Source organism: Thalassospira xianhensis MCCC 1A02616 (genome assembly GCF_003326475.1).
Classification (GTDB): domain Bacteria; phylum Pseudomonadota; class Alphaproteobacteria; order Rhodospirillales; family Thalassospiraceae; genus Thalassospira; species Thalassospira xianhensis.
In genome coordinates this window covers 144842-157424 of the sequence record NZ_JPWA01000002.1, presented here as the reverse complement: position 1 = coordinate 157424, position 12583 = coordinate 144842, and the positions used below count along the sequence as shown (strand labels likewise).

General features: G+C 54.9%; 14 protein-coding genes. 7 read left to right on the top strand and 7 right to left on the bottom strand.

Going from position 1 to position 12583, the window contains the following annotated elements:
- The first annotated feature begins 135 nt into the window (after positions 1-135).
- Positions 136-831, top strand: a complete 696-nt coding sequence (locus TH5_RS03155; protein WP_114120627.1) for a nitroreductase family protein — start codon at positions 136-138, stop codon at positions 829-831.
- Between the two features lie 71 nt (positions 832-902).
- Here the strand turns inward: TH5_RS03155 and TH5_RS03150 are convergent, their stop codons facing one another.
- The 3 genes from TH5_RS03150 to TH5_RS03140 all read right to left on the bottom strand — a co-directional run bounded on the left by TH5_RS03150 (position 903) and on the right by TH5_RS03140 (position 3690).
- Positions 903-2237, bottom strand: a complete 1335-nt coding sequence (locus tag TH5_RS03150) for an ATP-binding protein (RefSeq protein ID WP_244204807.1) — start codon at positions 2235-2237, stop codon at positions 903-905.
- Between the two features lie 51 nt (positions 2238-2288).
- Positions 2289-3017 (bottom strand): response regulator, encoded by a 729-nt coding sequence (locus tag TH5_RS03145; protein ID WP_114120626.1) that lies wholly within the window; start codon positions 3015-3017, stop codon positions 2289-2291.
- Between the two features lie 157 nt (positions 3018-3174).
- A complete protein-coding gene (locus TH5_RS03140) occupies positions 3175-3690 on the bottom strand; it encodes a MarR family winged helix-turn-helix transcriptional regulator (RefSeq protein WP_062948064.1) in 516 nt (171 codons plus the stop codon).
- A 113-nt stretch (positions 3691-3803) separates the two neighbouring features.
- Between TH5_RS03140 and TH5_RS03135 the strand changes: the two genes are divergently transcribed.
- Entirely contained in the window at positions 3804-4700 is an 897-nt protein-coding gene (locus TH5_RS03135) for a branched-chain amino acid aminotransferase (protein ID WP_007090104.1), read from the top strand.
- A gap of 97 nt (positions 4701-4797) precedes the next feature.
- Positions 4798-5463, top strand: coding sequence for a glutathione S-transferase family protein (locus TH5_RS03130; protein ID WP_114120715.1), 666 nt, complete (start codon positions 4798-4800; stop codon positions 5461-5463).
- A gap of 80 nt (positions 5464-5543) precedes the next feature.
- Here TH5_RS03130 and hemF read toward each other — a convergent pair whose 3' ends face one another.
- Both hemF and TH5_RS03120 read right to left on the bottom strand, forming a co-directional pair.
- Positions 5544-6419 carry an oxygen-dependent coproporphyrinogen oxidase gene (gene hemF / locus TH5_RS03125; protein WP_114120625.1) on the bottom strand — a complete coding sequence of 292 codons (876 nt, stop codon included), beginning with the start codon at positions 6417-6419 and terminating at the stop codon, positions 5544-5546.
- Positions 6419-6889, bottom strand: a complete 471-nt coding sequence (locus TH5_RS03120) for a tRNA (cytidine(34)-2'-O)-methyltransferase (RefSeq protein ID WP_062948072.1) — start codon at positions 6887-6889, stop codon at positions 6419-6421. The genes hemF and TH5_RS03120 overlap by 1 nt, the downstream gene beginning before the upstream one ends.
- A 394-nt stretch (positions 6890-7283) precedes the next feature.
- Between TH5_RS03120 and petA the strand changes: the two genes are divergently transcribed.
- From petA to TH5_RS03105, 3 genes are read left to right on the top strand one after another with little or no spacing between them, the layout of a single operon-like run.
- Positions 7284-7835: a ubiquinol-cytochrome c reductase iron-sulfur subunit gene (gene petA, locus TH5_RS03115; protein ID WP_114120624.1), complete on the top strand. Its 552-nt coding sequence runs from the start codon at positions 7284-7286 to the stop codon at positions 7833-7835.
- A gap of 11 nt (positions 7836-7846) precedes the next feature.
- Complete coding sequence (locus tag TH5_RS03110) at positions 7847-9115, top strand: cytochrome b (protein ID WP_114120623.1); 1269 nt, start codon at positions 7847-7849, stop codon at positions 9113-9115.
- Positions 9108-9884, top strand: a complete 777-nt coding sequence (locus tag TH5_RS03105) for a cytochrome c1 (RefSeq protein ID WP_114120622.1) — start codon at positions 9108-9110, stop codon at positions 9882-9884. The genes TH5_RS03110 and TH5_RS03105 overlap by 8 nt, the downstream gene beginning before the upstream one ends.
- 73 nt (positions 9885-9957) lie before the next feature.
- Here the strand turns inward: TH5_RS03105 and TH5_RS03100 are convergent, their stop codons facing one another.
- Both TH5_RS03100 and TH5_RS03095 read right to left on the bottom strand, forming a co-directional pair.
- Complete coding sequence (locus TH5_RS03100; protein ID WP_114120621.1) at positions 9958-10770, bottom strand: substrate-binding periplasmic protein; 813 nt, start codon at positions 10768-10770, stop codon at positions 9958-9960.
- Positions 10771-10829: 59 nt separating this feature from the next.
- Positions 10830-11651, bottom strand: a complete 822-nt coding sequence (locus TH5_RS03095; RefSeq protein WP_244204806.1) for a methyltransferase domain-containing protein — start codon at positions 11649-11651, stop codon at positions 10830-10832.
- A 154-nt stretch (positions 11652-11805) separates the two neighbouring features.
- Here TH5_RS03095 and gloB point away from each other — a divergent pair, with 154 nt between their 5' ends.
- The gene (gene gloB / locus TH5_RS03090; protein WP_114120620.1) at positions 11806-12576 is read left to right on the top strand and encodes a hydroxyacylglutathione hydrolase; all 771 of its coding nucleotides are present in this window, start codon (positions 11806-11808) and stop codon (positions 12574-12576) included.
- Positions 12577-12583: the final 7 nt, after the last annotated feature.

Genomic DNA, 12583 nt, shown 5'->3' with positions numbered 1-12583 from the left:
AGAATACGCACCCGAACCGGATTACTTACCCATCCCCGGACAGAGAAGGGGTGACGAAGCACACGAGACTTGCATCCCTGAATTTCCTTCATTAATATTGTCTGACAATTTAAACAAACAAAATTAGTGAACCCCATGACAACCCGCCCCGCGCCGACCACCGATTTTTTACCGATCCCGTTGCCCAATTATCAGGAACGCCCGATTGACGAGATGCGCCGCGGGGCCCAGGCATTTTACGATGAAATCCGAACGCGCCACACCGTGCGCGAATTTTCGGATCGTCCAGTACCACGCGATATCATCGAAACCTGTATTCGTGCGGCGGGTACGGCCCCCAATGGGGCCAATCATCAGCCATGGCATTTTTCCGTTATCGGTGATGCGGCAATGAAAAAGAAAATCCGCACGGCGGCCGAGGAAGAAGAACGTGCCTTTTATGCCGGTCGCGCCGGTGAAGAATGGATAGAGGCCCTGCGCCCGCTTGGCACGGATGACAGCAAACCGTTTCTGGAAATCGCGCCCTGGCTGATTTGCATTTTCGGTGAACGCAGAAGTGCCTCGGCTGACGGGAAGCTCCGCAAAAACTATTACGTGCCGGAATCCGTTTCCATCGCCACCGGCTTTCTGATTGCCGCCCTGCATCGCGCAGGGCTTGCAACATTAACGCACACGCCGAACCCGATGAGCTTCCTGACCGAGATTTGCCAACGCCCGGAGCACAACAAGCCCTATATCCTGCTGGTCACCGGATATCCGGCACTGGATGCGACGATCCCGAAACACGCGACGGAGAAAAAAGACCTCTCGGAAATCGCGACCTTCTTCTAAGGTTCGGCAGCTTTCAAAACAAAAGCCCCTCACATATTGCGGGGGCTTTTTCGTTTGGCAGAACCAGACACTTAATGCCCGAGCGGCAGAACAAGACGCACGCGAAGACCACCGCCCGGTGCATCTTCAAGGAATACATCGCCGCCATGACCGCGCGCTGAGTCGCGGGCAATTGTCATACCGAGCCCAACCCCGCCCGTCGCCTGATTGCGGGACTCCTCAAGACGATAGAACGGTTTGAAGACTTCTTCGCGCTTGTCGGCGGGGATGCCGGGACCGTCATCGTCAAACACGATTTCATAATCCTGCCCGCGACGTCCGGCACGCACGGACAGGTTGTTGGCATAGCGCCCGGCATTGGACATGATATTGGCAAGGCAGCGCCGTACGGATTGCGGACGCAAATCCATTTCCAGACTATCGGCAATATGCAGGTCGATCTGCTGGCCGTCCCGAAGAGATTCGCCGACCTGATCGGTAATCAGCTTGCCGATATCGGTCGGAACGGCCTTCTCGCCCTCTTCACCACGCGCAAAGGCAAGATAGGCATCGACCATGCGCTCCATATCGACGACGTCCTGTTTTAGCGCATCGACACCGGGCAGCGAACCCTGCATCGCCAGTTCCAGCTTCATGCGCGTTAGTGGCGTGCGCAGATCATGCGACACCCCCGCCAGCAAGGCGGTCCGTTGCGATAAATGGCGTGCAATACGGTCGCGCATCGAAATGAAGGACGATGCTGCCAGTCGCACCTCTGCCGCCCCTTCGGGTTTGAAGGTATCAACTTCAACCCCACGACCAAACTGGTCGGCAGCCTTGGCAAGACGGCGGATCGGACGCACCTGATTGCGCATGAACATCACGGCAACACCGTACAGGATCAACGCGGAACCGGCGATCCACATGAAGAAGATATACGTGGTCGAGGAATAAAGACGCTTGCGCGGCGCAATTATCGAAAGAACGCCGTCCTTCAACTGCACCCGGATTTCAAGCTGCCGATTGTCTATATCAAGATCAAAGAAGAATGGACGTTCCAGACGTTCATCCAATGCGGTGAACAGCTCCTGGGACACCAGTCCGAACGGCGGTTGGGTAATCTGCTGCTCAAGGATTTCATCTGGTTCAAACAGGATATCAAGCTGCAAACGCGTACGTGCGGAATGCTGCAGCCATTCAAAATGCTCCGCATCCGGATATTCGCCAAGATAGTCGATAACGAAAACAACATCACCCGCAAGACCACGGCTCAGTTGGCGCGCAACCGTATCCCAGTGCCGTTCGAAAAAGATCAGCACGGTGACGATCTGCAACAGCAGCATCGGCGTCATCAGGATCAACAGCGACCGCCCCAGAAGACCTGACGGCATCAGCGATTTGATCCATCCTGTTTTTCCGCTGCCCAATACCCTTATCCTTATTCGTGTTCATCGCGCCGACGGTTCGGCGTTCTGTCTTTAATCCACATACAGCACATAGCCCCGTCCGCGTACAGTCTGCAAGTATCTTGGTTGTTTTGGGTCTTCCTCAAACTTGCGCCGAAGGCGCGTCACCTGCACATCAATACTGCGCGATGCCCCCGGATCAACGGAGTTGCCCCCCATCATCTGGTGAAGTTCTTCGCGGGTTGTCGCTTCACCGCGCCGCCGGACAAGGGCCGCCAGAAGCGCCTGCTCTGCACTTGTCAGATAGATATGTTCCGATCCGCGCTGCAAGGTCATCCGGCTGACATCAAAGGTGAAGCCACCAAACTGCGCCATGGTCGATGTCTCGCCGCGCATCTCGTCAGTAACTGGTACCGGCGCCTCGGCGTAACGCCGTAAAATGGCTTCGATCCTAAGGACGAGCTCACGCGGCTCAAACGGCTTGGCAAGGTAATCATCGGCCCCCGCCTCAAGCCCGGAAATGCGGTCTTCGGTTTCCGAAAGTGCCGTCAGCAGAAGGATAGGCACCTTGGACCCTTCGTCCCGCAGACTGCGCGCAAGATCGACACCTTTTTCACCGGGCATCAGAACATCCAGCACCAGAAGGTCAAACTGCAATCCGCCAAGGCTAGACCTTGCTTCGGCGGCATTTCGCGACGCCGAGACGACAAACCCGTTTTCGCCAAGATAGCGGGTCAGCAGATCACGCAGACGGTCATCATCATCGACCACAAGGATATGCGGTTGATCCTGATTTGTCATACGCGGCTCTCCTGAAAGCTGAACATTTGAAACGCTTTATCCTATGCGAGTTAGGCAAAAAAAAGTTTCAAAATTGTATCTGTCCAAAAGACAGCGGATCAGGCCATCATCCTGATCCGCTTGATGTCGCACGATTGAAATCAAGACCGGCTTTACACTAGCTGGCCCGGCGGCGCATACCCGGCGGGCTGTCGTCGGTGAAACGGGCACGGTCCGGTTCTTCGAGCATGCCCAGCATCACCTTGCGGAACCCTTCAACCGCCTCGGCCCCGGCTTCGCGATAGGCGGCCGCAATCAGGCCGCGCTGATTTTCGGTCAGCTCACGTTCCAGCGCATCACCCTTTTCCGTCAGGGTCAAAAGCCGCTGGCGGCGATCCTGCACACCGGTTTTCTGATCAATAAATCCTTCGCGCACGAGCTGGCCCAAAACACGCGACAGGGACTGCTTGGTGATTTTTAGAATCGACAGAAGCTCGCTTACCGTAATACCGGGGTTCCGACTTACGAAATAGATGACCCGGTGATGGGCGCGACCGAAATTATATTGCTCAAGAATCTGATCTGCCACTGCCGTGAAATCGCGATAGGCATAGAACAGCAGTTCAATACCTTGCCTAAGCTCTTCTTCCCGCAGAAAAAGCGGGTTTACCTTGCGTGTTGAGATATCAGCCATGCTTTTCCGTTATGTCAGTTATATTGACATATTAATCGATGAATGTTACTCCGGCCAGACAATTAAGGACATAAAGTTACGTCCAAGTGCCCTTTTGAATTGGAATCTGGCAAATGATCACTCCGACCTTCGACAACCGTGATGGTTTTATCTGGTATAATGGCGAACTTAAACCCTGGCGTGAAAGCACCCTCCATGTGCTGAGCCATGCGGTCCATTATGGCAGTGCCGTCTTCGAAGGGGAACGGGCTTATAACGGTAAAGTGTTCAAACTTGCCGAACATGGTCAGCGTCTGATCAAATCGGGTGAAATTCTCGATATGAAAGTGCCCTACAGCGCGGCCGAACTTGATGATGCGGTCATTGAAACGCTGGCAGCCAACAATATCACCGATGGCTATATCCGCCGCATTGCATGGCGCGGCAGCGAAATGATGGGTGTTTCGGCCCAGACCACACGCATAAATGTCGCGATTGCCACCTGGGAATGGCCAAGCTATTTCAAGCCCGAAGAACGCCTGAAAGGCATTCGCCTGGCACTTTCGAAATGGGCCCGTCCGGCCCCGAATACCGCCCCGACTTCGGCCAAGGCAGCCGGTCTTTACATGATCTGCACCCTGTCGAAACACGAAGCGGAACGTAACGGTTTTGCCGATGCGCTGATGCTTGATTATCGCGGTCAGATTGCCGAGGCGACCGGGGCAAACGTGTTCTTTGTCAAGGATGGCAAAATCCATACACCAACCCCGGATTGCTTCCTGGACGGTATTACGCGCCGCACCGTGATCGGGCTTGCGAAAGCACGCGGTTTCGAGGTCATCGAGCGCGCGATCATGCCTGAAGAAATGGCAGAATTCGAGGAATGCTTCCTGACCGGAACGGCTGCCGAAGTCACCCCGGTGGCCTCGATCGCCGATTACACCTTCACCCCCGCCCATGTTTGCAAAACCCTGATGGAAGACTATATGGCGCTGGTACGCGGTGAAAAAGAAGCCGTCGCCGCCGAATAGGGAAAATGAATAATCAACCCGATTATTCACTTTTAATGAAAAATAGCCCGGCACCCGTTTGCCGGGCTATTTTTTGATCCAGGGACAAGAATGCATCATGACGACGCCATTTTCACAAAAGTCTGATGATATACAAAGCAGCGATCACACCCTGCTCTATCAGACCCATTCGCCCTTTGCCCGCAAGGCATTGGTCTTTGCCCTTGAATGCGGATTGGGCGACCGGATCGAGGTGATCCATCAGGAAACCAGCCCGACCAATCGCAATGACCGGGTTTTTGCAGCCAACCCGCTCGGCAAGGTACCGGTTCTGATCCTGCCTGATGGCATGGCATTGTTTGATTCGGATGTGATCTGCGAGTATCTCGATAGCCTGCATACGGGCCGAAAACTGATCCCGGTCACGGGAACGGAACGCTGGAAAGCCCTGCGTTTGCAGGCATTGGCGCAGGGCATGTGCGATGCCGGTGTGCTGTATCGCTGGGAAACCAACCGTCGCCCGGAAAATCTGCGTTATCCGCCGCTAGCAGAAGGGCAGAAAACCAAGCTGATCGAGGCCTTCGATTATCTGGAAAGCGAACTTGATCCCAAAACACCGATCAATGGCGGCCATATTGCGCTGGCGACCGGGCTTGACTGGATCGCATTTCGCGAACTGGCCGATTTCAGAACCGGCCGCCCAAGACTGAGCCAATGGTATGAGGATTTCTGTGACCGGCCATCGATGACGCAAACCGGCTTTAGCGGCCAGACTCACGACTAGCCCGAAACCTGAAATCCGACACAGATATGCAAAGGCCGCCCGGATAACAGGCGGCCCTCGCTATTCCTCATACAATTTATTTACGGCCAGTTGGCTTCGGGCGGCAGCGACATCAGGATCGCCTCGGTATTGCCACCGGTCATCAGGCCAAAGCGTGTGCCGCGATCATGGAGCAGGTTAAACTCGACATAGCGTCCGCGCTTGATCAATTGGGCGCGACGTTCGTCGTCGGTCCATGGCTTGTTGTAATGGCGTTTGACCAGTTCGGGATAGATATCGCGAAAGGCACGGCCGACATCCTGCGTGAAGGCAAAATCCGCATCCCAGTCGGCATCCAGATAATCATAGAAAATTCCGCCAACCCCGCGCGGCTCGTTCCGGTGTGGCAGGAAGAAATATTCATCGCACCATTTTTTGAACCGGTCGTAATAATCATCGCCATGCGCATCACAGGCGGCCTTTAAGGCACCGTGAAAATCGGCCGTGTCGGCATCCTTGGGGAAAACCGGGGTGAGGTCGGCCCCACCGCCAAACCATGCCTTGGTGGTCACGATATGGCGGGTATTCATGTGAACAGCCGGGACATGCGGCGAACAGGGATGCGCCACCAGTGAAATGCCCGCCGCCCAGAAATTAGGGTTTTCGGCAGCACCCGGGATTTCAGCGCGGAATTTTTCGGAAAACTCGCCATACACGGTCGAGATATTGACCCCGACCTTTTCAAACACACGGCCCTTCATGACCGACATTTCACCGCCGCCCTGACCTTCGCCGCGTTCCCAGCTTTTGCGTTCAAACCGCCCGGCAGGACGATCGGCAAGTGGTCCGGTATAGCTATCTTCGAGTACCTCGAAACTGGCACAGATTTCATCGCGCAACTGGCGGAACCAGTTTCGCGCTGTTTCCTTGTGCTCTTCGATCTTTTGGGCGATCAGATCGTTATCAGTACTGGTCATCAGGCCTTCTCCGGAAAGCTGCTGGTTTGTCGAAGGGCCTCACCCAATGTCATGGCGGTTGCCATAGCAACGTTAAGTGACCGCATTCCGGGTTTTAACGGAATAACGACGCGGGCATCGACATAATCATGCACCTGATCGGGCACACCACTGCTTTCGGAGCCCAGCATCAGAATATCATCCGGTCTATAGTCAAAATCGCAATAGGGCACCGCCCCCTTGGTCGTCAGCAATACCAGACGCCCCGGAACGGTTCCATCATTACGCGCCTGCACAAAGCCGCGCCAATCGGCATGGCGTGTATAATCCGCCGCCCCCAGATAATCCATCCCCGCACGCTTGAGTGCCGCCGAGGTCAGAAGAAAACCACAGGGCTCGATAATATCAACGGGAACGCCAAGACATGCCGCCATGCGCAGGATTGTACCGGTGTTCTGGGGAATGTCGGGTTCGAATAGACAGATTCTCATAACGCCCTATAGACTCGTAATATTTTCGACCTGAAATCCGGGCGCAAAACCTTACAAAATTACGCCGATATATCGCCATTAGACTTATTTGGAATAAGGCGAGACAAGGATATAACCACTTGGTTGTGAATACGCCAGCCTGTTAGAAAACGCTACGTTCGCTTCCATTGTGCAGCGCAAAACCAAATAGGCAAATCGAATGCGAACAATTTGCAACTCCAAGTTCCCCTTAACAAACCTCTTTTTTGTTAGTATACGAACCCGGTTTCAGGCCTGAAGGCTTTGGGGCAAAAGCATTGTTTGATTTCCGTCAATGGAAATTAAAGGTGTTTGCCCTAAGTGTGCAGTTGGGCATTCCGCATGCCTGTTTTGGGGGCAGAAAGAGGAATACATTATGTCGCAAACGGTGCAATCATCCGGGGATCATAACCCGGACGAGAACCGCAGGGATTTCCTGACCCTGGCGACCACGGCAGTCGGTGTTGTTGGCACCGGCATGGCGCTGTGGCCGTTCGTGGACAGCATGAACCCGTCCAAGGACGTTCTTGCGCTGGCCTCGGTCGAAGTTAACCTGTCAAATATTCCGGTCGGTCAGGCCATCAAGGTCATGTGGCGCGGTAAACCCGTATTCATCCGCCACCGTACCGAACGTGAAATCAACGAGGCCGAAGAGGTCGCACTGAACGAGCTGGTCGATCCGCAGGCCGATGACGCACGCGTCGAGAAAAAGGAATGGCTGATCGTTGTCGGTGTCTGTACCCATCTGGGCTGCATTCCGATGGGCACCGCCACAGGCGAGGCCCGCGGTGATTATGACGGCTGGTACTGTCCTTGCCACGGCTCGCACTATGATACGTCTGGCCGTATTCGCCGGGGTCCTGCGCCGAAGAACCTAGAGGTGCCGACCTACACCTTCCTCACCGACACATCCGTCCGGATCGGCTAAGGAGCTGTAAGATGAGTGCACCCGTCTGGAATAACAAAGTGGTGAAATGGGTCGATGATCGTCTTCCGATCATTTCCATGTTGCACCATTCCGCATATGAATATCCGACCCCGAAGAACCTGTCCTATATGTGGAACTTTGGTTCCCTTGCCGGTTTTGTTCTGGTGACGATGATCCTCTCCGGGATTTTCCTGGTGATGAATTATACGCCGCATACGAGTATGGCGTTTGAATCGGTCGAACGCATCATGCGTGATGTGAATTATGGCTGGCTGATCCGCTATATCCATATGAACGGCGCGTCGATGTTCTTCATTGCCGTGTTTATCCATATTTTCCGTGGCCTGTATTACGGGTCATATAAAGCTCCGCGCGAAATGCTGTGGTGGATCGGGATTCTGATCCTGCTGGCGATGATGGCGACCGCCTTCATGGGCTATGTCCTGCCGTGGGGCCAGATGTCCTTCTGGGGTGCCACGGTTATTACCAACCTGTTCTCGGCCTTCCCTGTCATCGGTGATCCGCTGGTGACCTGGCTGTGGGGCGGTTTCTCGGTTGATAACCCGACGCTGAACCGGTTCTTCTCGCTGCATTATCTGATGCCATTCGTCATTCTGGGCCTTGTCGTCCTGCATGTCTGGGCATTGCATTCCGTGCGGTCGAACAACCCGACCGGGGTTGAAATCAAAACCCCGCAGGACAGCATTCCGTTCCATCCGTACTATACGATCAAGGACCTGTTCGGTCTGGGCGTGTTCCTGATCTTCTTTAGTGCGTTTGTGTTCTTTGCCCCGGATTTCCTAGGCCACCCGGATAACTACATCCCGGCCAATCCACTGGTAACCCCGCCGCATATCGTGCCGGAATGGTACTTCCTGCCGTTCTACGCGATCCTGCGGTCAATCGATTTCACGATCTTTGGTATTCCGGCAAAGCTGCTGGGCGTGCTGGCAATGTTTGCGTCGATCGTGATCCTGTTCGTTATTCCGTGGCTTGACACCTCGAAGGTTCGCAGCTCGAAATTCCGTCCGGTTTACAAATGGTTCTTCTGGCTGTTTGTCATCGACACTTTCGTGCTCGGATATTGCGGTGCAAAGGCACCCGATGATTACTTTATGGGGATCGAGGGCCTTAAGGTCATCGTCATGGGCCAGCTTTCAACGCTGTACTACTTTGTGCATTTCCTTGTGGTCATGCCGCTTGTGGGCAAACTGGAACGACCCAAACCGCTTCCGGCGAGTATCAGCGAATCCGTTCTCAAGGAGGGGGCAAATGCGTAAATTTGCACTTACCGCCATGGCAGCCGCATTTGCCCTGACTGCCCTTGCCGGCACGGGCGCAAAAGCCGCCGGTGACGCGCCGGTTCCGCCGTCGCAGGACTGGAGCTGGGACGGGTTGTTTGGCACTTATGACCGCGCCCAGTTGCAGCGTGGCTTCCAGGTTTACAAAAACGTCTGCGCAGGCTGTCACAGCCTTCGCTTCATTGCGTTCCGTAACCTTCAGGGCATCGGCTTCAACGAAGACCAGATCAAGGCAATTGCCGCGGACTATGAAATAGAAGACGGCCCGAACGATGATGGTGACATGTTCACCCGTCCGGGCAAGCCGTCCGATTATTTCCCGTCGCCCTTTGCCAATGAAAAGGCTGCGGCTGCTTCAAACGGCGGGGCAATTCCGCCGGATCTGTCGCTGATGAACAAAGCCCGCGTAGCAGGCCCGGATTATGTTTTCGGTCTGCTGACCGGTTACGAGGAAGAAGCCCCCGAAGGCTTCGACCTTTCGGAAGGGAAGCATTACAACCACTACTTCCCGGGTCATCAGATTTCAATGGCACCGCCGCTTTATGACGAGGCTGTTGAATATACCGATGGCACGCCAATGACGATGGAACAGCATGCGCGTGATGTTGTTGCGTTCCTGAACTGGACAGCACAGCCGGAACTTGAAGCCCGCAAATCCATGGGCCTGAAAGTTATCCTGTTCCTGATCGTTTTGACCGCGATGCTGTATGCGGTGAAACGCAAAATCTGGCGTGATGTCGAACATTAAGCGTTCGAATATCTGCTAAGACGTTAAAAGCCGCCGGTTCCCCGGCGGCTTTTTTTGTGTAGGGGCAAGAGGCCTAATACGCGAAATATTCCGTGACCAACCGGTCGATTTCGCCGCTTTGCTTCATATCGAGCAATACACGGTCAAGATCATTGGCGAACTTATCACGATAGGGCCATTTGCCTTCGGGATCCGGGCCGAATGCGACATAACCGAATTCGCGCGCGATGATCGCAACCTCGTTGAATTTGCGCGCAATGTCCGGGTCCGTGCGCAATTCACGCAGGCCCGCCAGGATGGCCATCCGTTCATTGACATAACAATCCACCCGCCCGGCCATCAGAAAGCGCAGATTGCTCTCGGTGGTGTTGCCTTCTTCAAGTTCGATATCGCCCTTCTCGACCATCTCGAAAAAGGGGGTTCCGGCCATACGATAGCCGGCATTATTAGCAAATCTGGCACCTTTGAAATCGCGCGGGAAATGGTCGAGCCGATGGCTTCGGACATAGTCGTCATTACAGATCGCAACCACCGTTTCCTGAAGGATCGGCACGGAATAGCGTTCAATCCAGTCGCGGCTTTCACGATAATAGGGCGGGAAATATCCGAATATCTGCCCGGATTGCAACAAATCCATACCCCGTTTGAACGGCATGGCGGCAAAGCTTACATGATAGTCGGGCAGTTTGCGGAATGCCTCGCGCAGGATGCGGACATAAATTCCGGCGGGCTGAACGCCATCTTCGAGATAGGCGTAGGGGATATTGTTTTCCTCGCCAAACAGTTCGATCCGTATCGGTTCCTTCGCCGATGCAGTACCGCACAATAACAGCGATATCAGCGCAGCCCGAAGCCACGTTGCCCTTTTGCCAATCCCGTTATGCATTTTTTCTTGTTTTCCCAGCAAACGCCAAGACTGTTATTTCGCGATTGCAGCAACAAAGGTCAATCCCCGGAAGCAGAGCAATCTGATTTCCCGGTTGGATCATCGGCGCGTTTTTCACATGTCAGAAGCTTGCCCTGATGGCTTTGATTGCCATCGGCCGGGCGCAGGGGGGGCACGGAAACCGGGATATGCACAAGGCGGCGCTTGCGCGCCGGAGTGCCGGTGCTGGCGTAAAGCTGTTTGCCGGCTTCGACAATCGAGACACCCGCAAACGCCTTGAACAGACGCGATCCTACATTTTCAAATACCTGCGACCAGCGCAGCAGAAACCGTCGCTGGGTCGGGGGCAGGAACAATGCACGGCTGTGCTGCACAGGCAGGAACATGTTTTCGCGCATCAGGTTTTGAAGCTGCGACACGCTATAGGGATGACCAAAGCCAAATGGTGTATTTTCCGACCAGGACCAAAGCGAGCTTCGGTTGGGTGTTACCACCACGATCCGGCCATTGGGGGTCAGGACCCGCCAGCATTCGCGCATCAGTCGGCGCATGGAATCGGAATGTTCGACCAGATGCACCAGCAGAATGCGGTCGACCGAGCTATCGGGCAGCGGCAGCATGGTTTCTTCGGTAAGGGCGACATGGTTCGGGTCACCCGCAGGCCACGGCACGCAGCCCTGCTGGGCGGGCATGAAGGCCAGTACGCGCTCTGCCTCGCCCATGAAGGGGCGCAGATAGGGCGTGGCGTAACCAAAACCCAGAACCCGCATGCCGCGCACATCCGACCACATGACGCGCAAACGGCGCCGGATCAGGCGGCGGGCGGCCTGCCCGAGGCTTCCGGCATAAAAACGGTGAAGATCAACTACATCCTGACGCATGAAAGCAGCCTAGCATCGAGTGATACGGGCGGGAACTCATTTACGCACCCGTGACCTCATAGAAGCGCAAAAACTTTGCACGATGCGTGATTGTTTTAAGAAGCCGCAAGCTGATAGGCTTAACCCATATTTTTTCACACACGCGAGGTCGGCCATGTCCGCAGGCGATGTTTTTGTCATTCCGTGCCTTTCCGATAATTACACCTATCTGGTGCGCTGCCACGAAACCGGCATGACGGCGATTGTCGATCCGGGCGAGGCAGGCCCGGTGGTAGCCGAGCTTGAAGATCGCGACTGGTCGCTTGATCTTGTGATCAATACCCATCATCACAATGATCATATCGGCGGCAATGCGGAACTGATCACCAGATATGGCGCGAAACTGATTGGCCCCAAGGCCGAAACCATGCGCATTCCCGGCATGGATCAGAAAGTGGCCGAGGGGGATACGGTAATGATCGGTGCCCTTTCCGGGCAGGTCTTTGACGTGCCGGGCCATACCAGCGGCCATATTGCGTTTTATTTTCCGGCGGTATCTGCCCTGTTTTCGGGCGACAGCCTGTTTGCGTTGGGTTGCGGGCGGTTGTTTGAAGGAACGCCTGATCAGATGTGGCAATCCCTGCAAAAATTTCGCAATTTGCCGGGTGATACACTGGTGTATTGCGGGCATGAATATACCCAGTCCAATGCCCGGTTTGCGGCAACGATTGAAACCGGCAATGTGGCGCTTAAGGCGCGCTGCGCGGAAATTGATGACCTGCGCGCACGCGGTATCCCGACCATCCCATCACGCATGGACAAGGAACTGGCAACCAACCCGTTCCTACGCGCCGATCATGCATCGATTGCCAGCGACCTTGGTATGGAAGGCGCAACTGCCACCGAGATTTTTGCCGAAATCCGCGGGCGGAAGGATCGGTTCTGACGATCCG